This is a genomic window from Sphingomonas natans (assembly GCF_030546695.1).
Classification (GTDB): Bacteria; Pseudomonadota; Alphaproteobacteria; order Sphingomonadales; family Sphingomonadaceae; genus Sphingomonas_I; species Sphingomonas_I natans.
Genome location: NZ_JAUOTP010000004.1, coordinates 25,002 through 50,031 on the forward strand (window position 1 = coordinate 25,002; position 25,030 = coordinate 50,031).

The following is a 25,030-nucleotide window of genomic DNA, read 5'->3' on the forward strand; positions in this document are numbered from 1 at the left end:
TACGGCTCAGGCGAGCCGGGCGATGTCGCTCTCGCTGACGGGCCTCCTCATCAGCAGCCAGACGAGCAACGGCAGGAGGCCCATCGCCAGATTGCTGAACGACGGCGCGAGCCAGGCGACGACCGAGGCGATCACGGCCGTGATCGGCAGCGCGAACAGGCGGCGGCGCAGCCGGACCAGCTCGGCGGGATCGACCTGCGCGCCGACGAAGCGCCGCTGCAAAACCCGGTGGCCGAGCCGGACCTGGCACAGACCGGCCACGAAGAGCGTCGCGGTGTAGAAGAGATGGGTCGCGATCTGGCCCATATTGTTGCTCATGAACGCGGTCGCGAACGGGATGAACGCGATCAGCAGCAACAGATGCAGGTTCGGCCAGACGAAGCTGTTGTCGTAGCGTTCGACCAGACCGAAGATCCGGTGGTGGAGCGCCCAGAAGCTGCCGATCGCGAGGAAGCTGACGACATAGCCGGTGAACTGCGGGACGAGGTGGCGCAACGCTTCCGCCGCGGGCCGCCAGCCGGCGTCGGTCGTCAGGTGCGGCACGTGGATCTCGATGACGAGCAGGGTGATCGCGATCGCGATCACGGCATCGGAAAAGAAGACGAGTCGCTCGAGCCGCGAGTCATGCATGTGCCGGTTCCCCCGGCACATCCTACGAAGAAGGGCGACGCTCGCAAGCGCCGCCCCCGTTCATCACGTAGCGGCGGCCGAAGCCCCCGCCCGGATTCAGCCGACGATTTCTTCGGGCTGGAAGAAGAAGGCGATCTCGATCGCCGCATTCTCGGCGCTGTCCGAACCGTGGACCGAATTGGCCTCGATCGACTCGGCGAGCTCCTTGCGGATCGTGCCCGGCTCGGCATTGGCCGGGTTGGTCGCGCCCATCACCTTGCGGTTGGCGGCGACGGCGTCCTCGCCCTCGAGCACCTGCACGACGACGGGTCCGGAGATCATGAAGCCGACGAGATCGGCGAAGAAGGGGCGCTCCTTGTGGACGCCGTAGAAGCCCTCGGCCTGCTCGCGGGTCATGTGGATGCGCTTCGAGGCGACGACGCGCAGGCCGGCTTCCTCCAGCATCTTGGTGACCGCGCCGGTCAGGTTGCGGCGCGTCGCGTCGGGCTTGATGATCGAAAAGGTGCGTTCGGTCGTCATGGCCGAGCGGTCTCCGTGCTGAAGGTGTAGAATGGGCGCGCCTCTAGCGGGAGAGCGCGGGGGAGGCAACCTGCCCCGCTTCCACGTCACCCAACCCGCTCATCCTGAGGAGGGACTGAGCGAAGTCGAAGGCCCGTCTCGAAGGACGGTCGCCCTGGGGCAAGTCCTTCGAGACACCACTTCGCCAGGCTCAGTGGCTCCTCAGGATGAGCGGAAAGAGGACGTTCAGCGGATGATGGGCACCGTCCCTCGAAAAAAATGGCCGGCGAGTTGCCTCGCCGGCCAAGTCGTTCGCAGGAGGAACCTGGTGGGGAGGACGGGCTTCTGCGGGCCCGCCCTCCGATCTTGTCAGTAGTTGTAGGCGCGTTCGCCATGCTCGGAGATGTCGAGACCGTCATGCTCGACATCCGCGGTCGGACGAAGCCCGATCGTGTATTTGAGCGCGAGGAACAGGACCGCCGAAACGCCGCCCGACCAGACCAGGGTCAGCAGCACGGCCTTGAGCTGCGTGACCAGCTGCGCCGAGATGCTGTAGGCCTCCGGATGGAAGCCGGCCGGGAAGACGGTGTAGTCGAAATAGCCCTGCCCGCCGAGCGCCGGCGAAGCGACGACCGCGGTGCCCAGCGCGCCGACGATACCGCCGATGCAGTGGACGCCGAACACGTCGAGGCTGTCGTCATAGCCGAGCTTGTTCTTCACCGTGGTGACGAAGAAGAAGCAGATGATCGAGACGAGGAAGCCGAGGACGATCGACGTCATCGGCGCGGCGTAACCCGATGCGGGCGTGATCGCGACGAGGCCGGCGACGGCACCCGAAGCGGCACCCAGCAGCGAAGGCTTGCCGTGGACGATCTGCTCGATCACCGCCCAGGCCACGGCGGCAGCGGCCGTCGCGACATAGGTGTTGATGAACGCGACGCCCGTCACGCCATTGGCTTCGAGGTTGGAGCCGGCGTTGAAGCCGAACCAGCCCACCCACAGCAGGGAGGCGCCGATCATCGTCATCGTCAGCGAGTGCGGCGGCATCGGCTCGGTCTTGTAGCCGAGACGCTTGCCGATCACGAGGCAGCCGACGAGGCCGGCGATGCCCGCATTGATGTGCACGACGGTACCACCGGCGAAATCGAGCGCGCCCAGGCCCCAGAGATAGCCATAATCGGTCGGGCTATCGGGCAGGAAGTCCGGGCCGGCCCAATACCAGACGCAGTGCGCGATCGGGAAGTAGACGAGCGTCAGCCAGGCGACGACGAAGATCATCAGCGGCGTGAACTTCACGCGCTCCGCGAAGGCTCCGACGATCAGCGCCGGCGTGATGCAGGCGAAGGTCATCTGGAAGATCACGAAGGCATATTCGGGGATATAGACGTTGTTCGAGAAGGTCGCGGCCATCGTCGTGCCGTCGACGCCCTTCAGGAAGGCCTTCGAGAGGCCGCCGAAGAAGTGGTTCGTGCCACCGCTCGTGAAGGCTTCCGAATAGCCCCAGCAGACCCAGACGAGGCTGGCGACCGAGACGACCATCAGCACCTGCATCAGCACCGAGAGCATGTTCTTGGTGCGGACGAGGCCGCCGTAGAACAAAGCGAGCGCGGGCACCGACATCAGCAGCACGAGCGCCGACGAGATCAGCATCCAGGTCGTGTCGCCCTTGTTGACCATCGTCGCCATCTGCGCCGCGGTCGGGGCCTTGATCAGATCCGCTGCGAGAGCGGGGGCGGTGGCGAGCGCGGCGATCAGGCCGGCCGCGGCACCCCCCAGTTTGTTGGAAAGCTTCATGTGTCCCCCTTGTCGCTCAGAGAGCCGTTTCGTCGGTCTCGCCGGTGCGGATGCGCACCACCTGGCCGAGATCGACCACGAAGATCTTGCCGTCGCCGATCGCGCCGGTGTTGGCCGCCTGCTGGATCGATTCCACGACCCGCGGGGCGAGATCGGTGGCGCAGGCCACCTCCACCTTGATCTTCGGCACCATGTTGGTGCTGTACTCGGCACCACGGTAGATCTCGGTCTGGCCCTTCTGACGGCCGAACCCCTTGACCTCCGTGACCGTCATGCCCTGGACGCCGAGCGCGGACAGAGCCTCGCGCACTTCGTCGAGCTTGAACGGCTTTATGATGGCAATGACGAGTTTCATCGGGCCTCCCTGCCTGTTGTTGCTATGCTGCGACGCAATAAGCGTGCCAGACACAGTCCAAGGGCGGTGAGGATGCGCAAGCCTATCCGCTACGCAGGAATCCGCGCAAAACCAGCCCGAGGCTTAGGCAGGTTTGAAGGATTGCACAAAAAACGTGCAACGCTGTCATGCGCTTGTCATCGTGGATCGGCCGGCGCGCGCGCATTCCGCGACGCGGCAGTCGCTCAGCCCGGATCGCCCGCGAACGCGATCAGATTGCCATCCGGATCGCGGACGATGCAGGTGCGTGCGCCCCACGGCTCGGTCCTCGGCCGCTGGTGCCAGTCAATGCCGGCGGCATCATAGTCGCGGGCCAGCGCGTCGATGTCCTCGACGGTGATCGTCGCGGACAGAGCGTCGCGCTCGCGCAGGCGGAAGCCGGGCGAGAAGACGGGCCCGGGCACCTCGCGCAGATTGAGCCGCGCGCCACCCCGGCGGACCTGCGCGTAGAAGGGCGGATTGCCGTGGGCAAAGACGAGCGTGAAGCCGAGTTGCTCCAGATAGAAAGACAGCGCCGCGGGCAGGTCGCCAACGAACAGCTGCGGCTCGGCCGCCAGCAGCACAGGCTCATCCAGTGGCATGCGCGTCCTCCTGCGGGGCAGCCGCGATCCTGAGCATGATCTCGGCGGCGGCGAGTAAGGTCGCCCGTTCGGCGCCCGCGAGATGCCCCGCCACGGCCGTGCTCAGCCACCGGCGCCGTAGAGCCATCGCGTCGTTCAGCGCGGCGCGGCCGGCTCGGGTGATCGCGATCACCTGCCGCCGCCGGTCCAGCGGATCGACTGGCCGATCGATCAACCCGTCTCGCTCCAGGCGCGCCAGCAGCCGGCTCAGCGACTGCGGCTGAAGCCCCTCGCCGCTCGCGAGCGCCGCCGCGCTCATCGGACCGTCGCGATGAAGCCCGGCGAGCAACGCCAGCCCGCTGCCGGTCAGCGCCGCACTGGCGGAGGATCGGCGGAGCCGGCGCGCGAGCCGAAGAACGGCGCGGACAATCCTGGCTTCGTCGCTTTCGGATATGGTGATTGCGTCCATTCAATACGCATTGCGTACTAAATTAGTTGCGTCAACAGCGCGCATTTTCGCAATCGCGTTGCCGCCTTATCTGGGAATGAAAGAAGAGCCGCCCGCCTCATCGGCCGGCGCGCCCGGGCTTTTGGATCAGGCGGCGGTGCCGCCCACCGTCAGCCCCTCGATCAGCAGGGTCGGCTGGCCGACGCCGGCCGGTACAGACTGCCCGCCCTTGCCGCAGATGCCGACGCCTTCGTCCAGTTCCATGTCGTTGCCGATCGCGGCGACCTTGGTCAGCACGGTCGGGCCGTCGCCGATGAGCGTCGCGCCCTTGATCGGCGCGCCGAGCCTGCCGTTCTCGATGCGATAGGCCTCGGTGCAGGAGAAGACGAACTTGCCGCTCGTGATATCGACCTGTCCGCCGCCGAACGACTTGGCATAGATTCCGTTCTTCACGCGGCTCAGGATCTCGGCGGGATCGTCCTTGCCGCCATACATGAAGGTGTTGGTCATGCGCGGCATCGGCGCATGCGCGAAGCTCTCGCGACGGCCATTGCCGGTGGGGGCGACACCCATCAGCCGCGCGTTGAGGCGATCCTGGATATAGCCCTTGAGGATGCCGTCCTCGATCAGGACGTTGGTCTGCGTGGGCGTGCCTTCGTCGTCGATCGTGAGGCTGCCGCGGCGATCGGCGATCGAGCCGTCGTCGACGACGGTCACGCCGGGCGCCGCGACGCGCTCGCCGATCCGGCCGGCGAAGGCGGACGATCCCTTGCGGTTGAAATCGCCTTCCAGCCCGTGGCCGACCGCCTCATGCAGCAGCACGCCGGGCCAGCCGGGGCCGCAGACGACGGTCATCTCGCCGGCGGGTGCGGGCACGCTGTCGAGATTGACGAGCGCCTGCGCCAGCGCCTGATCGATCGCGCGGTTCCAGCTCGCCGGCTCGAACAGGCGATCGTAGAGATAGCGGCCGCCCAGCCCGAAGAAACCCGTCTCGCGCCGCCCGTTCTGCTCGACGACGAGGCTGACATTGAGGCGGACGAGCGGGCGCACGTCGGTCGCGACGAAGCCGTCGGGACGGACGATCTCGACGACGCTCCACGAGCCCGACAGGCCGACCGTCGCCTGGACGATGCGCGGATCGCGCGCGCGCGCCGCCGCATCGATCTGCTGGCAGAGCGCGACCTTGCGCGCGAACGGGATCGCCGAGAGCGGGTCCTCGCCCGTATAGAGCGCGGCATTGGTCCGCCGCGGCGGCGCGCCGCGCCCGGTCTTGGTCGGGTCGAGCAGCGTCATCGTCTCGGCGGCGCGGCGGATCGCGGCCTCGCTCATCTCGTTGGCGTGCGCGAAGGCGGTCGTCTCGCCCGAGAGACCGCGCAGGCCGAAGCCCGCCTGCGTGTTGAAATCGGCGGTCTTGAGCCGCCCGTCATCGAAGCCGAAGCTCTCGCTGGCGATATATTGGAGATAGAGTTCGCCATCGTCGCAGTTGCGCAGCGCGTCGCCGGTCAGACGGATCGCCATCTCCGGATCGAGTTCGCGATAGAGGAAGCGGCGGGGATCGGCGGGATGGGTCATGGAGCGAATATAAGCCGGACTGTGCCGCGCGTAACCCCGAACCGCGACAAGCCGCCGAATTCGCGGCGGAACGGCGGCCTCCGCCACCGGTTGAGGGATCGATACGCAAGCGAAGCGGCGATCGCCGGAACTCGCTTGCCCCCAGGAGACATGAATGACGCGCCTGCATTTGAAGCCGATCGAACAGCAGGTGATCGTCATCACCGGCGCGAGCTCCGGTATCGGCCTGGCGACAGCGCACCGCGCCGCGCTGGCCGGCGCCTGCGTGTTCCTGATCGCGCGCAACGAGGAGGCGCTGGCCGCGATCGCGCAGGAGATCCAGTCGCGCGGCGGGATGGCGGGCCATGCGGCCGCCGACGTCGGCGATCCGGACGCCGTCGCCGCCGCGGCGGACGCGGCGATCGCCCGCTTCGGGCGGATCGACACATGGGTGAACAATGCCGGTGTCGCGATCTACGCACCGCTCGTGGAGACTCCGTTCGACGAGCATGAGCGCCTGTTCCGCACCAATTATTTCGGCGTGGTCAACGGCGCGCTGGCGGCCCTGCCCCATCTCCAGAAGCAGGGCGGCGCGCTGATCACGATCGGCTCGATCGTCTCGGACCTGCAGACGCCGATCATGGGCGCCTATGCGGCATCGAAGCACGCCGCCAAGGGCTTCATCGACTCGTTGCGCGCCGAGCTGACAGCCGCCGATGCGCCCGTCTCGGTGACGCTGATCAAGCCCTCCGGCATCGATACGCCGATCGCGCAGCACGCCGCGAACCACCTGCCCGGCGAGGCGATGATTCCCCCGCCCGTTTATGATCCGGAGCTCGTCGCCGAGGCCGTGCTCCACGCCGCGATTCATCCCCAGCGCGAGATCACGGTCGGCGGGATCGGCCGCGCGGGCGAGTTGATCGGCCAGCATGTGCCGGGGCTCGTCGATCGCCTGTCGGGATTGATCACGCCGGTCCTGGACGATCAGGACCAGCCTCGCACCGAAAGCAACAATCTGTTCGAGCCGACCCGCGACGGCGAGATCCGCTCGGGCCGGCAGGCAGGCCGGCGATTCAGCGTCTATGGCAGCGCGGGGCGTCACCCCGTCGCCATCGCCGCGCTCGGTGGGCTGGCGACGCTCGGGCTCTACCTTACCCTGCGCCGTCCGCCTGCCGATCAGGCGTGATCGGCGGGACCGCCCTTCAGGATGAAGCGGCGATCGCAATAGCCGCATTCGACATAGCCCTTCTCGTCGATCTCGAGAAAGACGCGCGGATGGCCGAGCGCCGCGCCGCCCGGTATCTCGGTCGCGCCGTCGCAGGCGACGCGGGGGCTGGTGACCAGGGCGGTTTCGGGGGCGGGAAGCATGGCTCCATCCGATAGCGAAGCGCCCGGCCAAGGGCAATTGCCCGCGCCCCGATCGGCTTCTATGGCCCGCACATGACCGACGCGGCAATTTCGATCCAGGGCCTGAGCAAGACCTACAAGGGCGGCAAGCAGGCGCTGACCGACGTCTCGCTGGATGTGCCGCGCGGGAGCATCTTCGGATTGCTCGGGCCGAACGGCGCGGGCAAATCGACGCTGATCAACATCCTCGCCGGGCTCGTGACCAAGAGCGCGGGTCACGCCGCGATCTGGGGCTTCGACATCGACGCGCATCCGCGCAACGCCAAGGCCTCGATCGGGATCGTGCCGCAGGAGGTGGTGTTCGATCCCTTCTTCACGCCCTTCGAGATGCTCGAAATCTATGCCGGCCTCTATGGCGTGGCCAAGGGCCAGCGCCGGACGATGGAGCTGCTGCGCGCGGTCCATCTCGAGGACAAGGCCAATGCCTATGCTCGGACGCTCTCGGGGGGCATGAAGCGGCGTCTGCTCGTCGCCAAGGCGCTCGTCCACAATCCGCCCGTGCTGGTGCTCGACGAGCCGACCGCGGGCGTCGATGTCGAGCTTCGCCAGCAGCTGTGGGCCTATGTGCGCGAACTGAACGAGCGCGGCACGACCGTGATCCTGACCACGCACTATCTGGAGGAGGCCGAGGAGCTGTGCGATCGCATCGCGATCATCAACCATGGCCGCGTCGTCACCAACCAGCCGACCCGCCAGTTGCTCCAGCTCGCGCAGGAAAAAGCGGTCACGGTCACGGTCGATCGCGACCTGACCACCCTGCCCCAGGCGCCCTGTTTCGAACGCACGCAGATCGTCGGCGAACGCTCGCTCAAGATCACCTATTCCAAGGACAAGGTGAATGCGGGCGAGGTGCTCGCGGCCCTGCAGGATGCGGGCCTCGGCATCGTCGACGTCTCGACGCACGAGGCCGATCTGGAAGACATCTTCCTCAATCTGACGCGCGAACCTGCTGTCTAGAACGTCCCGTCATGCTGAACTTGTTTCAGCATCCAAATACCGGCCGATCGTCACGCCCGGCGACGAAATCCGGGCGATGGATCCAAGAACAAGTTCAGGATGACAAAGGGACTGGGCGCTTCGCCGCCTTGCCCGTCTGAGTGGGCTGAGCCCCCGATGGTGCGATCCCGTTGAACAGCAGGTTCAGCGCAGGCGAACGCTCGACCACCCGCCACACCGCCCACGACAGGCCGAAGGTCAGCAGCAGGATCACGGGAAAGCCGATCGCCGGCGCCAGATCCGCGCGCTTCGCCAGATCGTAGAGCCCGATCAGGATCGGCAAATGGAATAGGTAGATCACGAACGATCCCGCCACGAGACGCTGTACGGCGCGGCTCGGCCGATCGAACAAGGCGCGCGCGCCCGAGACGACCACCTGCGTCATCGCCACGGCCGCGACCCCGCCGATGAAGCGGCCGAGCGGCGGCCAGGCCTGCTCCGCATAGAGGATGCCGGCCACGACCGAGACGATCGCGCCCGCCAGCATCGGCAGCGAAGGCTTGCCGAACGCGTCGAGCAGGCGCGGGCTGCGCTGGAGGAAGGCGCCGAAAAGGAAGAAGGGCGCGGCCATGATCAGATCGTCGAGGCGCAGTATCTGCTGGACGAGATTGGTGTTGAGCCCGGCACGATAGAAAAGCTCGATCCCGCCGGCCTCGACCAGGCCGATTACGGCGGCGATCCCGAGCATCGCCAGCGGCAGCCAGCGCGCGAGCGCGCCGTCGCGGCGGTCTGCTAGCTGCCACCCCGCCAGCGAAGGAAACAAAGCGACCGCACCCGCCGAGAGCGCGCTCAGGTAGAGCAAGACGATCAGGAACCACAGATGGCGGACCCAATAGCCGCCCGAGGTCGCGGTCTGGTATTTCCATTCGGCGAAGGCGGCATGCGGCGCGCGGCCGGACAATTCGCCCAGCATGTTGAGCACCGGGACCAACACGATCAGGCTGGTGATCAGCGGCACACCCAGCCGGAAGAAGCGCGAGCGCACCCAGGTTCCGGCCTCGCGCCGCGCGAGCAGCAACGCCGCGAAATAGCCCGCCACGACGAAGAAGGCGGGCATCCGGAACAGGTGGATGAAGGCGGCGATCGCGCCGAGCAGAGGCGATTCCCGATCGACCGCGACGATCCAGCCGCCCGGATGATAGAGCATCGCCACATGATAAGGCAGGCCGAGCAGCATCAGGAACGCGCGCGTCACGTCCCAATAATGCTGTCTCTGGCTCGCCGGCTCTGCGCCCATCTGTCACTCGCTCCGTTCGATCCCGTCATCGCGGGCTCCGGCCTTGAACGCCCGGTGAACTCGCGCCGCGAAGGCGCTCTGTCGAAAGGAACGCGCGACGACGGCTTAGGTCCCTCATGCTTTCGCGATTGGCTTGCCTCGCGCGCCGCGCCCGCCTAGCCCCTCTCGCTTCGCGGAGCGGCAGAAGGTTAAAGAGTGGGCGCTATCAGGGATTTCGACGTGCTCGTCGTCGGCTCCGGCGCGGCCGGGCTGACCGCCGCCTTGAACCTCGCCGATACGCTGCGCGTCGGCGTTCTCGCCAAGGGCGGGCTCTCCGAAGGCTCGACCGCCTGGGCGCAGGGCGGCATCGCCGCGGTGCTGGAAGCCGGCGACACGTTCGAAAGCCATATCGAAGATACGATGGTCGCGGGCGCGGGTCTCAACGATCGCAAGACGGTGGAGTTCGTCGTAGAGAATGCGCCGATCGCGATCGAGCGGCTCGCGGCGCTTGGCGTCCCCTTCACCGCCGATCACGGCTCGCTCCATCTGACCCGCGAGGGCGGGCACAGCCATCGCCGCATCGTCCATGTCGACGACGCGACCGGCGCCGCCGTCCAGCGCGCGCTGGAGACCGCGGCCATCGCGCATCCGAACATCACGCTCATCGCCAATCATGCCGCGCTCGATCTGGTCACCGGCCGCCACGGCGAGAAATATTCGGCCGAGGGGCATGTGTGGGGCGTCTATGCGCTCAACCGCGAGACCGACCGCGTCGAGCTGTTCACCGCGCGCGCGACGGTGCTGGCGACGGGCGGGGCCGGCCGCGCCTATCTCTATTCGACCGCTCCGCGCGGCGCGACCGGCGACGGCATCGCGATGGCGTGGCGCGCGGGCTGCCGCGTCTCGAACATGGAATTCATGCAATTCCACCCGACCTGCCTGTGGAATCTCGACGTCAAGAATTTCCTGATCACGGAAGCCGTGCGCGGCGAAGGCGGCCAGCTGAAGCTGCCGATGGGCGTGCCCAATGGCGGCCACCGCTTCATGCCCGATTTCGATTCCCGCGCCGAACTCGCCCCACGCGATGTCGTCGCGCGCGCGATCGATCACGAGATCAAGCGGCTCGGGCTCGATTTCGTCCATCTCGATATCAGCCATATGCCCAGCGCGTTCATCCGCGAGCATTTCCCGAACATCGATGCGCGCCTGATCACGCTCGGCATCGACATGACCAAGGAGCCGATCCCGGTCGTCCCCGCGCAGCATTATACGTGCGGCGGCATCGTCGTCGATCTCGACGGCCGCACCGATCTGCCCGGACTCTATGCCGCGGGCGAATGCACCCAATCGGGCCTCCACGGCGCGAACCGGCTCGCCTCCAATTCGCTGCTGGAATGCCTGGTCTTCGGCGAGGCGGCGGCGCGCGACATCCTCGCGCGCTGGGAGCAACTCCCCGCCCCGCCCGCGATCCGGCCATGGGACGAAAGCCGCGTGTCCGAGGCGGACGAGGATGTCGTCGTCCAGCACAATTGGCGCGAGATCCGCCGCTTCATGTGGGATTATGTCGGCATCGTCCGCACGACCAAGCGGCTGGAGCGCGCCAAGCACAGGGTCGACATGCTGCGCCACGAAGTCGCCGATTATTACGGCAATTACCGCGTCACCGCCGACCTGATCGAGCTGCGCAATCTCGTCGACGTGGCGGACCTGATCGTCCGCTCCGCGCTCCACCGCCACGAGAGCCGCGGGCTCCATTATACGCTCGATTATCCGGACATGCTGCCCGAGGCGAAGGACACGATCCTCGTTCCTTGAGCGCCGAGCCGACCGACCCAGGACTGGAGCTGCCGTGGAGCGCCTTCTCGATTTCCTCCGCCGGCAGAGCAGCTGGCTGCTCGGCGTGCTCGCGCTCGCGGCTTGGCTGCTAATGCTCTACAAGATGTTCGGCGACGTGCTTTAGAACAAATTCGTTGATGAGCGCAGTCAAGGGTTGCCGGCGTCCGAACTAGACCGAAGTCGTAGGGAGTTCGTCGATTCCTCCACTCGCTTCGTCCGATCGGTGACAGCGCCTTAACGACCGCAGGTTAACCGCGGCCGCCTGACATCACAGGTGGCTTGTGCGTATCAAATCCGTAGTGCGGGTCGGCTTGGCGATGGCCCGCGCTCTTCTTGCCGAAAACCGCGGAAACGTGCTGATCCTGACGGGGGCGTTCCTGCTGCCGTTGCTCGCGTTGGTCGGCTCGGGAATCGATATCGGCCGGGTCTATGTCGCGCGCTCGCGCATCCAGCAGGCGTGCGATGCCGCGTCGCTCGCGGGGCGCTGGTCGTTCAGCCAGGGGCAGACGAGCGATACCGCGACGGCCGAGGCGCTCAAATTCTTCAACTTCAACTTCAAGCAGGGCGCGTTCGGCACGCTCGCCTTCACGCCGACCGTGACGGTGACCGGCAGCAACACCAAGGTCGTCACGGTCGCGGCGAGCACGACGTTGCGGATGACGGTGATGAGCCTGTTCGGCTTCCAGCCGATGACGGTCGCCGCGACCTGTACCGCCGAGCAGAATTTCGTGAACACCGATATCGTGCTCGTGCTCGACACGACCGGATCGATGGCGAGCAAGGCGACGTCGTCGGACACGCAGACCAAGATCCAGGGCCTGCGCTCGGCCGTCCTCGCGCTCTACGATCAGTTGGCGCCGATCCAGACGCAGTTGGCGGCGGCGGGGATGCGGATGCGCTTCTCGGTCGTGCCTTATTCCAGCACGGTGAACGTCGGATTTCTCATCGCCGGCCAGGATATCAACTATATCCGCAACCCCGCCTTCTATCAGCAGGGTTATTGCAGCGCCTATAACACGAATAATACCTGCAAAACGACGAGCTACCGTGCAGTCAGCGTCAGCCACGACTATAACTGGGGCGCGACCAAATGGGGTGGTTGCATCGAGGAACGGCAGACGACGTCGATCATCACATCGTCGACCTCTGCCATACCGGCAGCTGCCTATGACCTCGATATAGACAGGATCCCCAACGACAGCGCCTCGCGCTGGCCGCCTTATGATCCGGACGCCGAGCAGGCGAACACACAGGTCGCGTGCCCGCAAGCCGCGAAGCGGCTCCAGACGTGGACCCGCTCCGATTTGAACACCTATCTCAACTCGTTGACCCCCGACGGCGGCACCTATCACGATATCGGCATGATCTGGGGCGCGCGGATGATCTCGGCGGGCGGCATTTTCGCCGACAGCCCGGCCAGCTACAACAGCATGCCGACCAACCGCTTCATCATCTTCATGACCGACGGCCTGCTGGACACGGGCCCCACGCTGTACAGCGCATATGGCGTCGAGAAATACGACCAGCGCGTCACCGGCGGCGACACCTCGACGCAGGATGCGCGCCACCAGCAGCGCTTCAACCTGATGTGCAGCGCGATCAAGAATCGCAGCGTCTCGATCTGGGTGGTCGCCTTCGCGAGCAGCCTCGACGCGAACCTGACCAAATGCGCGAGCAATGCCGGCCAGGCATCGACCTCGGCCAATTCGGCGGATCTGACCACCAAGTTCACCGAGATCGGCAAGAGCATCGGCGCGATGAGGCTGACGCAGTGATCGGCCGGTTGCGCGTCCGCCGGCTTGCGGGCGATCGCACGGGGCTGGCCGCGGTCGAGTTCGGGCTCGTCTGCGTGCCCGTCATCATCATGCTGCTGACGCTCGTCGATCTCGGCTTCCGCAGCTATATCGCGGCGCAGCTGCAGGGCACGATGGACCAGGCCGCGCGCCGCGTGACGATCGGCGGAGTCAGCACTTCGACGGTGACGACCTTCGTCTCCGATCGCGTCCACCGCATCCTGCCCGGCGCCTCGGTCAACGTCGTCCCGAAAAGCTATGACGACTTCTCCGACGTCGGGAAGCCCGAGCCGATCACGACCGACACCGCGCCGCTCGGCACCTACAATGCGGGCGACTGCTTCCTCGATCTCAACGGCAACGGCGCGTGGGACAGCGACGGCGGACAGACGGGCAACGGCACGGGCGACGACATCGTCTATTATGTCGCGACCGTTACCTATCCCGCGCTGATGCCGCTGCGCAGGTTCCTCGGCTGGAGCAACACCGAAACCGTCACCGCGACGATGATGATGCGCAACCAGCCTTATTCGGGGCAGGCGCAGCCCGTGACGATCTGCACATGATCGCGATGCTCGCCCGCCTGCGCGCGTCAGAACGCGGCGCGACGCTCGTCGAGACCGCCTTGGCTTTGCCGATCGTGCTGCTGCTCGGGCTCGGCGGCCTGGAGGCGTGCCATTATGTGCTCGCCGTGCTGAAGGTGAACCAGATCGCCTATGCAGTCGCCGACAATGCCGGCCGCGTGCGCCAGGCGCTGGACGAGACCGACATCAACGAGATCATGATCGGCGCCAAGCTGATGGGCGGAACCGATTTCGCCGCGAACGGCCGCGTCATCCTGAGCGATCTCGAACAGCGCACGAACACGAGCGGATCGGGCGGCACGGGCGCGATCACCGCCGCCAATCCCAACGGCTATCGCCAGTGGATCCGCTGGCAGCGCTGCGCCGGCGCGCTTTCGCGCACCTCAAGCTACGGCCTGCCGAAGGACGCCAGCGGCAATGCCGTCGTCAATCTCGACAGCACGACCAACACCGATCACGGCGCGGTGCAGACCGCCTCGACGATCGACGGGATGGGCCCCGCCGCACAGCAGATCTCGTCCTCGGGCGGCACGGCGGTGATGGTCGTGGAGGTCTTCTACGCCTACAAGCCGCTCGTGCCTCTCTATGCCTATGGCGCCTCGACGCTGCGCGTGTTCGAGGCGTTCAACATCCGCCAGCGCACCGATTTCACCGTCTATAATGCGAGCAACCTGAGCGGGAATGCGCGCTCGGACTGCCGCCTGTTCAACAGCGCCGTGCCCGCCGCCTGACCCGGCAAACGGCGCTCAGGTGCCGGTCGCGGTCGTGCAATTGCTCTTGACCGGGTGGACGCCGTCATTGGTGATGTTGAACGTGTTTTTCCGCATCCGGAACACAGCCGTGCGCGTGATCGTCGCGGGCACCGAGAAATAGCTCAGCACCTGCGATCCGGCGAGCAGCGGCGCATATTGATACGTCACCTGCGCATGAACCATGATCTCGTTCGCCGGAAGCGTGCGCGCATAGGTCGGCAGCGTCGCGGTCGAGTGGCAGCCGAGCAGCGGCACCGCACCGGTATAGCCGCCGTCGAACTGCTGCGCGTAGATCGCGTCGGCAAACTCGTTGCGCACCGTGTTGTTGCTCTGCGCGACGCCCTTGATCACCGTGAGGATCACGCGTCCGCGGTGCCGCAGGTCGAGCGGCTTGGCGGCGACGTCCAGCGCATAGAACATGTCGTAGATCTGCGATTCACTGGTCGAGATATTGTTGACGCCGGTCTGCGAGAGCATGTCCGCCGCTGCCGTCGCCAGCCGCTGCACGGTGTTGCTGGCGATGATGAAGTTCGACATTTCCAGCGCGCCGAGCGTGAGCCCGAGCAGCAGCGGCAGGCCGAGCGCGAACTCCATCAGAGCGAGGCCGCGCTCGTTCCGCGCGAGGCGGGCGGGAAAGGCGCGCAGCGCGATCATTCGGTCTTGGTCGCTTCGTTGCGGACGACCGCATAGGCCTTCAGGTTCACGGTGGAGGTGCCCCAGCCCAGGAAGCCGAACAGATGGCGGACGGGCAATGCCGCCGAATAGCTGACGACATCGCCGACATCGCCCATCGTGCTGGATCCGCTCGTGACGGGCACGTCGGCATCCCAATGGCCATTGTTGTTGCGATCGACGAAAGCCTCGCCGGGAAACGTCCCCGACGGCGCGTCGTACACGCCATTATGGTTGGTGTCGGTATAGTCCTCGGGAAAGGTCGTGCCGAACGTGTGGAACACCTTGGTGACCACCACCGGCTGCTGCGGCGCGAACGCCGCCATCGATGCGTAGATGCCGTTGCGCAGCGTCGTCTGGCGCTGCGCCTCGGTGCGCTCCATGCTGGTCGAGGCGACCTGCGCGCCCTGCATGATCGCGCCGTTCAGCGTCGTCTGCGCGAGGAACAGAAAGCCGAGATCGATCGCGCCGCAGATGATCAGCAGCAGCACCGGCAGGATCAGCGCGAACTCGACGATCGTTGCGCCGCCCTCGTCGGCGCCGATCTGGCGGGGCTCGCGCATCACTGGACGAGGTGGACGTCGGTCAGCGTCCGCGCGATCTGCTGGAACGCGGCGTTGAGCGCCGCTGGCGAGGTCGTCAGCCAATAGCCCGACGTGCCGCAATTCTGCAGGCGCGTCGCCGCATCGCTGTCGATATCCGATCCCCTGTTGATCGCGACTGTGAAGATCATCGGCGGCTTGCCGCTGTCGGGCAGGTTCAGCGCATTGGCGATCGAGCAGGCTTTGGTGAAACGCAGCTTTACCGCGTCGAGAAAACCGTTGGCGGTCGTCGCGATCTGAAGTTCGGCCGGCGCGCCGTAAGCGGTGAACACACGATCCTTGTTATTGCTGTCGATCGTGAGTGCGCTGAGGCCGTCCGTCATGAACACCAGCGCGCGACGGGGCGTGCCCGAGCCCGCCGGCTTGGTGCGTGTGAACACATCATAGCGCGTCAGCAGCCTCCAGCCCCACAGGAAGCCGATATGGTGCATCGTTCCGTTGGCAGGCTTGACCGGCCAAACCTTCGTGTCGACGTAATTGTCGAATGTAGTCTTCGGTACGCCATAAGTGATCGGCAGACCCGGTTCCGGGCACTGATAGTTCGGAGATGGCTGATTAACATTAACCTTGTTGATATCGTAGTGGACGACATCGCGCCAATACACGGTGCTTGAAGGTGGGTTCGAGTAAAACGGGATCTTATCAGCGCGAACGTAAAAATCGGTGCCGGTGTTCGTGAGGTCGTTATAGGCGCCGGCGGCGGTCGTGTCGTAATAGCTCGTTCCGTCGGCGCCGACGATCACATCGTCCGCCATATTGGCCGAGCCATTGTTCAGCGCCTTGTACATCCGGAAAATGTATCTCTTGTAGATCGGCAGGTTGTAGAGCGTCGTCGCCGAGACTCCGCTCGTCGGACGGAAAAGATTGAAATCGCCACCAGGCGTGGCTGCTGTCGACGTCGTGGTCGACGCATAATAGTCGCTTCCCGGGTTGGTACGGTCGACGATGTTCGCGCCGGTCGTGGCCTGCGATTTCGGATAGAAAATCGGAGGATAGAAATAGGGCTTTATTGGCGCCATGACACGCGGAGAGCTGGGCTTCGGCTTCTCGCCGGGCAGCGCCGGCCAGATATCGTAAGCGTCCGCCTCAGACACCGTCATGCTCGTGCTCATGGTATTGACGGTTTCGTCGTCGGACACGCAGCCCTTCCAGCCAAGACTGTCCGGCGCGGTGCCTGCCCAGGTCCGATCGGTGAAGCCCTCCATGTTCTGAGTCGGAATGGAATAGGCCTGCAGGATCGAGCCGACGTTGGTTGTGATCGTATAGTTGATGATCCCGATCGCCAAATCCGGCTGGCTTGCCGCGCCTTGGTAGAGCACATTGAGGAAGCTGTGCATCGCTGTCTTCAGCGACGCCATCTTGCTGACGCCGTCAATCTGGTCGTTCATCGATCCGGTGTTGTCGAGCACGACCATCACCTCCAGCGGATGCGGCTGGAATTCGGCGTGCGCGGTGACGGTGATCCGGTAGGTGCGCATGCCGAAGATCGACATGAAGGTCAGCGGGATATTGCCCGTCGCGGTCACGTCGGTGCGGCTGATGCCGCTGCTGCTCAGCGAAAAGGCCGGGCGCAGCAGCGTCGTCGTCCCGCCATAAGGCGTCACGCCTTCGGGGGTGGTGACCCCCATATAGCCGTTGCGCACATTGTCCTGAAAATAGCGGACCGCCTGCAGATAGCGGCCATTTTCATCGGTTTCGGACGCATTGTCCTGCGCGTTCGCGGCGGCGAGCGCGGCGGCGTTGACGCCGGCCTGCATCTGGCTGCGCGTGATGTAGATCCGCCCGATATCGACCGAGCCGCCGAGCGCGGCCATCATCGGCATCAGGCCGAAGGCGATCAGCGGCATCGTCGCGCCGCGGCGCGATCGCCACAGCCGCGCGAGCTTCGCCGTCAAGAGCTTGCCATATCCGCGCACACGCCAATCCCGCTTCCAGACCGGCAGCGGGGGATATAGACAAAGGTCTAATACAATGTGAAAAAATGGCCGTTCCGAGCGAACGCGCGCGGCAGCGTCAGCTCCGCCTGCGCAACGGGATCACCTCGCCCCCGCCCAGCGCCGCGCGCACCGCCTGTGCCAGCGAACGCTGCGTGAAGGGCTTGGTCAGCAGATGGACGTCCGGTGCGTCCGCCGGCGCGAGATCGGCATAGCCGCTCACCAGCAGCACGGGCAGGCCCGGCCGATCGGCCCGGATGCGCGCGATCAGCTCGAGACCGGTCATCCCCGGCATCAGCTGATCGGTGACGACCAGATCGGGCACCGCATCGTAGATCAGCCGATCCAGCGCCTCCGCGCCCGATCCGGCGGTGATCGGGCGATGCCCGAGATCCTCCAGCAATGCGGCGGTGTTGGTCAGCACCAGCGGATCGTCGTCGACGACCAGTACGGTGCAGGGCGGCATGGCGGCGATCTCGCCTTCCTGCGCGGGCACGTTCGCGCGTGCGGCCGGATCGTCGGCGACGGGAAGATAGAGCGCGGCGACCGTGCCCTGCCCGACCTTGCTCTTGAGCAGCAGCCGCCCGCCCGATTGCGCGGCGAGGCCCTGCACCATCGACAGGCCGAGCCCGGTGCCCTTGCCGACGCCCTTGGTGGTGAAGAAGGGATCGACCGCGCGCGCGAGCGTCTCGGCATCCATGCCCTGCCCGCTGTCGCCCAGCGTCAGCCGGACATAGCGGCCGGCGACGAGGCCACCCTCGCCGCTGCCGACCGTCTCGTCGGACGCCGATATGTCGAGCAGCCCGCCGTCGGGCATCGCGTCGCGCGCGTTCACGGCGAGGTTGAGGATCGCCATTTCCAGCTGGTGCGCATCGGCGCGCGCGGCCGGCAGGCGCAGCGGGAAATGCGTCTCGACGCGGATCATGGGCCCGAGCGAGCGCTGGAGCATGTCGGTCATGCCGCGCACGAGCTCGGGCACGTCGACCGCTTCGGGGCGCAGATCCTGACGGCGCGCGAAGGCGAGCAGGCGCTGCGTGAGCGCGGCGCCGCGCTGCGCGCCCTCCAGCGCGCTCGCCACATAGCGCGCGGCGCGCTCGTCCTCGGAAACGCGCTTCCGCAGCAGTTCCAGATTGCCGATGATCACCGCGAGCAGATTGTTGAAATCGTGCGCGACGCCGCCGGTCAATTGGCCGATCGCCTCGATCTTCTGCGCCTGGCGCAGCGCCTCCTCGGCGACCTTGCGCTCGGTGACGTCGGTGATGCCGCCCAGCACGTGGCGGAAGCTGCCGTCGGCGCCATATTCGACGCGCGCGGTGCAGACGATGTCGAGGAAGCGGCCGTCCTTGGTGACGATCCGATATTCGCGCGGGCTGATCGCGCCGCGCTCCAGCAGTTCGGGCCAGTCGTGCTGGCGCCGCTGCCGTGCCGAGGCTTCGGTCATGAAGTTGATGAAGGGCCGCCCGATCACCTCCTCAGCCGGATAGCCCAGGAGCTGCAGCCACATGTCGCTGACGCGCTCGATATTGCCCTGTCGGTCGAGCGAGTGGAGCGGCAGCGGCGTGCCGTGATAGAGCGTCCGAAAGCGCTCCTCGCTTTCGCGCAGCCCCGATGCCTCGCGCTCGGCGAGCAAGGCGAAGCGACGATCGAACATCGCCGCGACCAGCGCCAGGAACAGGATCAGGAAGGTCGCGGTCGCCACCGACAGCGCGAGCAGCGGCCGGCCGACGTCGGTCGCGTCCGCCATCTTCGTCGACGCGGCGCGCGTGAAGGTCGCCGCCGCCATCCCCGTATAGTGCATGCCAGCGATCGCCACGCCCATCAGCAGGGCCGCGCCGATCCGCTCGACGAAGATGCGATTGTGCGTGGAGAGCCACAAGGCCGCGGTCGCCGCGCCGATCGCGATCAGCACTGAGAGCGTGGCCAGCATCGGATCGTAGCGGACGGCCATGCCCATCCGCATCGCCGACATGCCGATATAGTGCATCGCCGCGACGCCGCCGCCCATCAGCAGGCCGGCGAGAATCAGCGCGCCGCGCGGCCGGACCGAACGGTAGATCGAGGTGAAGGCGACGCCCGTCGCGACGATCGCGACGACGAGCGAGAGCGCGGTCAGCCCGAAATCATAGGCCACCGCCATGCCGGGAAGGACGAAGGCCAGCATCGCGACGAAGTGCATCGCCCAGATGCCGCCGCCCATCGCCACCGCGGCTGCCGCGAGCCACAGCCGCCGCGCCCGCCCCTCGCCCGCGCGGACGCGCCCGGCGAGGTCGAGCGCGGTGAACGACGCGACCACCGCGATCAGCAGCGAGATCGCGACGAGGACCGGATCGTGCGATCCGGCAAAAGAGAGGTCCGGTGCGCTGTTCATCTGCCTGCCTTGTCTTGCCGTTTGCGGGCCGGCCAGACAAGGGGCGGCGCAACCATCGCCCGCCGGACGGGTTCACCCCGCGCCGCTACCCACGAGGCCCCACGATCCTCCACCTCTGCCACCACCCGGATTATGTCGTGCCGCGCTTCCAGAACGGCGCGCTCGCGCCGGACAAATATACGTGCGTCCTGGCGGCGATCCGCGAAAGCGGCGCGCCGCTGACCGTGCACGCGCCCGAGCCGATGCCGATCGAGTGGATCGCGGCCGTCCACGATCCCGATTATGTCGAGGAGGTGATCTCCGCCGCGGTGCCGGCCGCCAAGGAGCGCCGGATCGGCTATGCGATCACGCCCCCCATCGCGCGCCGCTCGCGGCTCACCGTCGGCGGCACCTGGCTCGCGGCCCAATTGGCGCTGCGCCACGGCTTCGCCGCCAACGGCGCCGGCGGCAGTCACCATGCCTTGCCCGATACGGGCGCGGGCTATTGCGTGTTCAACGATCTCGCCATCGCCGCCAATCGCCTGATCGCCGAGGGCGATGTCGCGCGCATCCTGATCCTCGACTGCGACGTCCACCAGGGCGACGGCACCGCGGTGCTGACCGAGCGTCGCGACGATATTGTCACGATCTCGCTCCACGCCGATCGCAACTTCCCCGTCCGCAAGGCGCGCTCGACGATCGACGTGGCTCTGCCCGACGGTCTCGACGATGCCGGCTATCTCGCCGCGCTGGCCGGGACGCTCGGCCCCGCGCTGGACCGCTACCGGCCCGATCTGATCCTCTATCAGGCCGGCGTCGATCCGCATCGGAGCGACCGGCTCGGCCGCCTCGGCCTGTCCGACGAGGGGCTGCTCGCGCGCGACCGGTTCGTCATCGGCGAGGTAAAGCGGCGCGGCATCCCGCTCGCCAGCACGCTCGGCGGCGGCTACGGCGACGACATGCACGAAATCGGCAGGCGCCACGCGGCGACCATCCTCGCGCTCGCCGCCGCCGCGCGCGATCCCGCCGACGACGTACGCAGCGCGTCGTGAGCGCCGTGACGAAACGATCGGGCAGGACCGCCGCGGCCGTCTTCGTGCTGCTCGGCACGCTGATGCTCGTGACGATCGTGGGTCTGTGCATCTACGTCGTCGCCAGCGCGCCCACGGGTCAATCTAGCGCCAAGCGGCCAGGTGTGCCGCACCGCCTCCCCGGCCGCGGCGCACCGCTCAGCCTGGCCGAACCGCCGCCGGTCGAGCCGCTCGAATTCGCCGAGATGAGCGCGGATCAGGCGCGCGCCTTCAACGCGACCGTGCCCTTCGCGCCGGGCCGCGTCGTGCCCGCCGCGCCCTTTCGCTATGGCGGCGATCCCGTCGACAAGGCGCGCGCCACCGCCTGCCTCGCCGCCGCCGTCCTGTTCGAGGCCGGCGATCAGGCGGTGGGCGAAGCCGCGGTCGCGCAGGTCGTGCTGAACCGGCTGCGCCATCCCGCCTTTCCCAAGTCGGTGTGCGGCGTCGTCTTCCAGGGTTCCGAGCGGCGCACCGGCTGCCAGTTCACCTTCACCTGCGATGGCGCGCTCGCCCGCACCCCCGCCCCCGCCGCCTGGGCCCGCGCGCGCTTCATCGCCGAGCGCGCGCTGGGCGGCTATGTCGTCAAGGCCGTCGGCACGGCGACGCATTACCACGCCGATTATGTCGTCCCCTATTGGGGATCGAGCCTCTCGAAGATCGCGATGGTCGCCCCGCACATCTTCTATCGCTGGCCGGGCCGCTGGGGCTCGCCGAGCGGCTTCGCGGGAGTCGCGCCGGGCGGCGAGATCGTCGATCGCCGCGTCGCCGCCTTCGCCGGGATCGAGCCCGGCATCGCCGGCCTGCCGCCGATGGACGATGACGGCCCGCTTCCTCCGACAGCGCCGCTCCAGACCCTCGCGATCGCGGGCGTTCCCGAGTCGGCGCTCAAGGGCAGCCTCGTCCGGCTCAAGGACGAGGAAGGCGGCCAGTTCGTCCTGCAGCTCGATCCAGGCGCCTATCCGGGCAGCTATGCGATCGTCGGTTTCACGATCTGCAACGGCAAGCCCAACTGTATCGTCATGGGCTGGACGAGCGCCGATCAGGTGCCGCGCACCTTTCCGATCCTGCCCGATGCCTTGCGCTCGCTGGCATTCCTGTATCGCCGCAGCAGCATCGTCGACAGCGCCCAGCCCTTCTGGGATTGCCGTCGCTTCCAGCGCCCCGTCGCCAGCCAGTGCCTCCCCGGCACGGGCAACTGAGCGTCCCTGCCGTCAAAGCCGCTGTCACATAAGCGTCATCGCCGCTGCCTAATGCGCCCCCAACAATCAGCAAACTAAAGGGGCTACTTTATGCGATTTGGCGCGGGATTCCGCTCGGGACTCATGCTCGGCGGAGCGATCTTCGTGGCGATGCCGGCGGTTGCGGCTGCGGCTGCCCCGGCCGACGCAGCCGGCGCGGCCGACGTCGCTCCTCCCAGCGAGGATCAGGCCCTCGGCGAGATCGTCGTCACCGCCACCAAGCGCGAGACGAACCTCCAGCAGACCCCGATCTCGATCAGCGTCGTCAACGCCGCCGCGGTCGAGGATCGCCACATCCAGAGCCTCTATGACCTGTCCGACGGCAGCGTGCCCTCGCTCCGCGTCGCCACGTTCGAAGCGCGCCAGAGCGCGCTCACGATCGGCATCCGCGGCATCGTGCCGCTCGACGCCAACCAGCCCGCGCGCGAGCAGGGCGTCGGCATCTATATCGACGGCGTCTATCTCGGCCGCCAGCACGGCCTGAACGCCGGCCTGTTCGACATCGAGCGCGTCGAGGTCCTGAAGGGTCCGCAGGGCACGCTCTTCGGTCGCAACACCGAGGGCGGCGCGCTCAGCATCGTCACCAAGGCGCCCACCGGCGAATTCGGCGGCCGCGTGACCGCCGGCATCGGCAATCTCAACTCCTACAACGGCGATCTCCACATCGATCTGCCCGCCTTCCATGACTTCGCGGTCAAGGTCGATGCGATCAAGCAGTATCAGGGTGCGGTCACCAAGAACCCGCTCGAGGGCCAGAAGGGCTTCGGCTATTTCGATCGCGTCGGCGGCCGCGTCGCCGTCCGCTGGAAGCCGGCCGAGCTGGACATCACGGACGATTTCTCGGCCGATTATGCCCAGGACAAGAACACGCCGTTCTACAGCCAGCTGCTGAACTACAATCCGAACGGCTGCGTCGCCGGCCCGCAGGCGGCCGTCGCAGGCTGCGCCCTGCCCGGCACGCAATATACCACGCTGACCGGCACGGTCCGGCCGACCCTCCCCGGTGTCATCGTCGAAGGCGATAAGCGCCAGCGCACCGCCGATATCGGCGTTCCGCAGCAGCCCAGCGTCGACAAGACGCACGGCTTCACCAATACGCTGAAGTGGAAGGCCGCCGACGAGATCGAGATCCGCGCGATCTCCGCCTGGCGCGGTGTCGACGCCACGCAGTTCGACAATAGCGGCGGCGCGCACCGCCCGCCCATCGTCAACCTGACCACGGCCTGCACCGTCGCGGCGCCCTGCGGTTTCAGCCGCTACAGCCTCGCCTCGCTGCACCAGGATCAGTTCAGCCAGGAACTGCAGGCGGTCGGCTCGGTCGGCACCTTCGATTATGTCGCGGGCCTCTACTATTTCAACGAGCGCGTCTCGGATGACGCCGCGACCCCGAACTCGAACGGCGTCGCGCTCGTCATCGGCGTCGCCCAGTATCTGATCCTCGATCCCTGCCGCGGTTCGGCCGGCTTCGGTTCGCAGCTCGGCTGCCGCAACATCGATCGCGCCTCGGCGGTGCAGTCGAAGAGCTATGCCGCCTACGGCCAGGTCACCTGGAACGCGACCGACGCGATCCACATCACCGCCGGCGGCCGCTACACGGAAGACAAGAAGAAGGGCCAGCTGCTCATCTCGCGCGGCGTCACCTATGCGCTGAACACCACCGCCGCCGCCGCCGCGGGCTACACGCCGCTCGACGAAAAGTGGCATCGCTTCAATCCGATGGCGACGGTCGCGTTCGACGCGACGGACGACATCCACCTCTACGCGAAATATGCGACCGGCTATCGCGCCGGTGGCGCCAGCTCGCGTACGCAGAACTACCAGGCCTTCGATCCGGAAGACGTGAAGTCCTACGAAATCGGCGCCAAGACCGACTTCTTCGACCACAAGGCGCGCCTGAACCTCGCGGGCTACATCATGGATCGCAAGGATAGCCAGGTCGACATCAGCTCGATCCAGTTCTTCAACGGATCCAGCTTCAACAACCTCGTCACGATCAATGTCCCGGGCAACACCAAGATCCGCGGCATCGAAGCGGACCTGACGGTTCGTCCGACCCGCGGCCTGACGCTGAGCGCCGGCTATGCCTACACCTACACCAAGATCCCGCTCGTCCCGATCACCTATACGGGTGGCGGCGCGACGACCTCGGTGCTGCAACAGTTCTACATCGTGTACACGCCGCGCAACGCGGGCAACGGCGCGATCGATTACGAGCTGCCGATCGGTGGCGCGGGCACCAAGGTGCGCTTCCACTTCGACGGAAATTACGCGCAGGCCACGCAGGCTTTCGACCAGTATTCGACGAAGGCCGATGCCTCGACGATCTTCAACGGCCGCATCGCGCTGACCGACATCCCGATGGGTGAAGGTGGCCAGAAGCTGACGATCTCGGCGTGGAGCCGCAACCTCTTCAACAAGGCCTATGTGTACCGCCGCGATCCGTCGAACAGCCTGCCCGCCGCGCCGACGACCAGCGCGACGACCGGCAATATCGGCAACGTGCTCGGCGATTACGGCAACTTCAACATGCCGCGCACCTTCGGCCTCGAAGGCACCGTCAACTTCTAAGGCTCATCACCCAAGGTGGGAGCGCAGCGCGCTTCCACCGATGGCGTGACCGGAACCTTCGACAGAATTTCCCCCGAAGACTGGCCGCCGGAGTCGCTCACCGCAAGGTGCACGCCTCCGGCGGCTTTTTCGTGGGCCCT

At 66.6% G+C, this 25,030-nt stretch carries 22 protein-coding genes; 9 read left to right on the top strand and 13 right to left on the bottom strand.

Annotated elements, in window-relative coordinates:
* Positions 1 to 6: 6 nt before the first annotated feature.
* The 7 genes from Q4F19_RS09805 to tldD form a co-directional block, all read right to left on the bottom strand.
* Positions 7 to 630, bottom strand: coding sequence for a TMEM175 family protein (locus tag Q4F19_RS09805; protein ID WP_303542055.1), 624 nt, complete (start codon positions 628 to 630; stop codon positions 7 to 9).
* 96 nt (positions 631 to 726) lie between these two features.
* Positions 727 to 1,149, bottom strand: coding sequence for a nucleoside-diphosphate kinase (gene ndk / locus Q4F19_RS09810; RefSeq protein ID WP_303542057.1), 423 nt, complete (start codon positions 1,147 to 1,149; stop codon positions 727 to 729).
* Between the two features lie 348 nt (positions 1,150 to 1,497).
* On the bottom strand, positions 1,498 to 2,922 hold the full coding sequence (locus Q4F19_RS09815; RefSeq protein ID WP_303542059.1) for an ammonium transporter: 1,425 nt from the start codon (positions 2,920 to 2,922) through the stop codon (positions 1,498 to 1,500).
* Positions 2,923 to 2,938: 16 nt separating this feature from the next.
* Entirely contained in the window at positions 2,939 to 3,277 is a 339-nt protein-coding gene (locus Q4F19_RS09820; RefSeq protein ID WP_303542061.1) for a P-II family nitrogen regulator, read from the bottom strand.
* A gap of 224 nt (positions 3,278 to 3,501) precedes the next feature.
* Positions 3,502 to 3,897 (bottom strand): bleomycin resistance protein, encoded by a 396-nt coding sequence (locus Q4F19_RS09825; RefSeq protein WP_303542063.1) that lies wholly within the window; start codon positions 3,895 to 3,897, stop codon positions 3,502 to 3,504.
* Complete coding sequence (locus tag Q4F19_RS09830) at positions 3,884 to 4,345, bottom strand: MarR family winged helix-turn-helix transcriptional regulator (RefSeq protein ID WP_303542065.1); 462 nt, start codon at positions 4,343 to 4,345, stop codon at positions 3,884 to 3,886. Before Q4F19_RS09830 ends, Q4F19_RS09825 begins: the two co-directional genes overlap by 14 nt.
* A gap of 126 nt (positions 4,346 to 4,471) precedes the next feature.
* On the bottom strand, positions 4,472 to 5,896 hold the full coding sequence (tldD, locus tag Q4F19_RS09835; RefSeq protein ID WP_303542068.1) for a metalloprotease TldD: 1,425 nt from the start codon (positions 5,894 to 5,896) through the stop codon (positions 4,472 to 4,474).
* A 154-nt stretch (positions 5,897 to 6,050) separates the two neighbouring features.
* On the opposite strand from tldD, the gene Q4F19_RS09840 reads away from it, so the two are divergent.
* A complete protein-coding gene (locus Q4F19_RS09840; RefSeq protein WP_303542070.1) occupies positions 6,051 to 7,061 on the top strand; it encodes an SDR family oxidoreductase in 1,011 nt (336 codons plus the stop codon).
* Here the strand turns inward: Q4F19_RS09840 and Q4F19_RS09845 are convergent.
* Entirely contained in the window at positions 7,052 to 7,243 is a 192-nt protein-coding gene (locus Q4F19_RS09845; RefSeq protein WP_303542072.1) for a zinc-finger domain-containing protein, read from the bottom strand. The genes Q4F19_RS09840 and Q4F19_RS09845 overlap by 10 nt on opposite strands.
* A 72-nt stretch (positions 7,244 to 7,315) precedes the next feature.
* On the opposite strand from Q4F19_RS09845, the gene Q4F19_RS09850 reads away from it, so the two are divergent.
* Positions 7,316 to 8,239, top strand: a complete 924-nt coding sequence (locus Q4F19_RS09850) for an ABC transporter ATP-binding protein (RefSeq protein WP_303542074.1) — start codon at positions 7,316 to 7,318, stop codon at positions 8,237 to 8,239.
* A 94-nt stretch (positions 8,240 to 8,333) separates the two neighbouring features.
* Here Q4F19_RS09850 and Q4F19_RS09855 read toward each other — a convergent pair whose 3' ends face one another.
* Positions 8,334 to 9,515, bottom strand: coding sequence for an acyltransferase family protein (locus Q4F19_RS09855; RefSeq protein WP_303542076.1), 1,182 nt, complete (start codon positions 9,513 to 9,515; stop codon positions 8,334 to 8,336).
* Between the two features lie 195 nt (positions 9,516 to 9,710).
* On the opposite strand from Q4F19_RS09855, the gene nadB reads away from it, so the two are divergent.
* From nadB to Q4F19_RS09875, 4 genes are all read left to right on the top strand, one after another.
* Positions 9,711 to 11,309: an L-aspartate oxidase gene (gene nadB, locus Q4F19_RS09860; RefSeq protein WP_303542077.1), complete on the top strand. Its 1,599-nt coding sequence runs from the start codon at positions 9,711 to 9,713 to the stop codon at positions 11,307 to 11,309.
* A 374-nt stretch (positions 11,310 to 11,683) separates the two neighbouring features.
* A complete protein-coding gene (locus Q4F19_RS09865) occupies positions 11,684 to 13,105 on the top strand; it encodes a pilus assembly protein (protein WP_303542078.1) in 1,422 nt (473 codons plus the stop codon).
* Entirely contained in the window at positions 13,102 to 13,689 is a 588-nt protein-coding gene (locus tag Q4F19_RS09870; RefSeq protein WP_303542080.1) for a TadE/TadG family type IV pilus assembly protein, read from the top strand. The genes Q4F19_RS09865 and Q4F19_RS09870 overlap by 4 nt, the downstream gene beginning before the upstream one ends.
* Complete coding sequence (locus Q4F19_RS09875; RefSeq protein WP_303542082.1) at positions 13,686 to 14,438, top strand: TadE/TadG family type IV pilus assembly protein; 753 nt, start codon at positions 13,686 to 13,688, stop codon at positions 14,436 to 14,438. The genes Q4F19_RS09870 and Q4F19_RS09875 overlap by 4 nt, the downstream gene beginning before the upstream one ends.
* Positions 14,439 to 14,453: 15 nt before the next feature.
* Here the strand turns inward: Q4F19_RS09875 and Q4F19_RS09880 are convergent, their stop codons facing one another.
* The 4 genes from Q4F19_RS09880 to Q4F19_RS09895 form a co-directional block, all read right to left on the bottom strand.
* Positions 14,454 to 15,113, bottom strand: coding sequence for a TadE/TadG family type IV pilus assembly protein (locus Q4F19_RS09880; protein ID WP_303542084.1), 660 nt, complete (start codon positions 15,111 to 15,113; stop codon positions 14,454 to 14,456).
* Entirely contained in the window at positions 15,110 to 15,694 is a 585-nt protein-coding gene (locus Q4F19_RS09885; RefSeq protein WP_303542086.1) for a TadE/TadG family type IV pilus assembly protein, read from the bottom strand. The genes Q4F19_RS09880 and Q4F19_RS09885 overlap by 4 nt, the downstream gene beginning before the upstream one ends.
* Positions 15,694 to 17,628, bottom strand: coding sequence for a TadE/TadG family type IV pilus assembly protein (locus Q4F19_RS09890; protein ID WP_303542088.1), 1,935 nt, complete (start codon positions 17,626 to 17,628; stop codon positions 15,694 to 15,696). The genes Q4F19_RS09885 and Q4F19_RS09890 overlap by 1 nt, the downstream gene beginning before the upstream one ends.
* Before the next feature lie 118 nt (positions 17,629 to 17,746).
* On the bottom strand, positions 17,747 to 20,035 hold the full coding sequence (locus tag Q4F19_RS09895) for an MHYT domain-containing protein (RefSeq protein WP_303542090.1): 2,289 nt from the start codon (positions 20,033 to 20,035) through the stop codon (positions 17,747 to 17,749).
* Between the two features lie 104 nt (positions 20,036 to 20,139).
* Here Q4F19_RS09895 and Q4F19_RS09900 point away from each other — a divergent pair, with 104 nt between their 5' ends.
* From Q4F19_RS09900 to Q4F19_RS09910, 3 genes are all read left to right on the top strand, one after another.
* Positions 20,140 to 21,066, top strand: coding sequence for a histone deacetylase family protein (locus Q4F19_RS09900; RefSeq protein ID WP_303542780.1), 927 nt, complete (start codon positions 20,140 to 20,142; stop codon positions 21,064 to 21,066).
* A complete protein-coding gene (locus Q4F19_RS09905; protein ID WP_303542092.1) occupies positions 21,063 to 22,283 on the top strand; it encodes a cell wall hydrolase in 1,221 nt (406 codons plus the stop codon). The genes Q4F19_RS09900 and Q4F19_RS09905 overlap by 4 nt, the downstream gene beginning before the upstream one ends.
* Before the next feature lie 90 nt (positions 22,284 to 22,373).
* On the top strand, positions 22,374 to 24,890 hold the full coding sequence (locus Q4F19_RS09910) for a TonB-dependent receptor (RefSeq protein WP_303542093.1): 2,517 nt from the start codon (positions 22,374 to 22,376) through the stop codon (positions 24,888 to 24,890).
* The last annotated feature ends 140 nt before the right edge of the window (positions 24,891 to 25,030 follow it).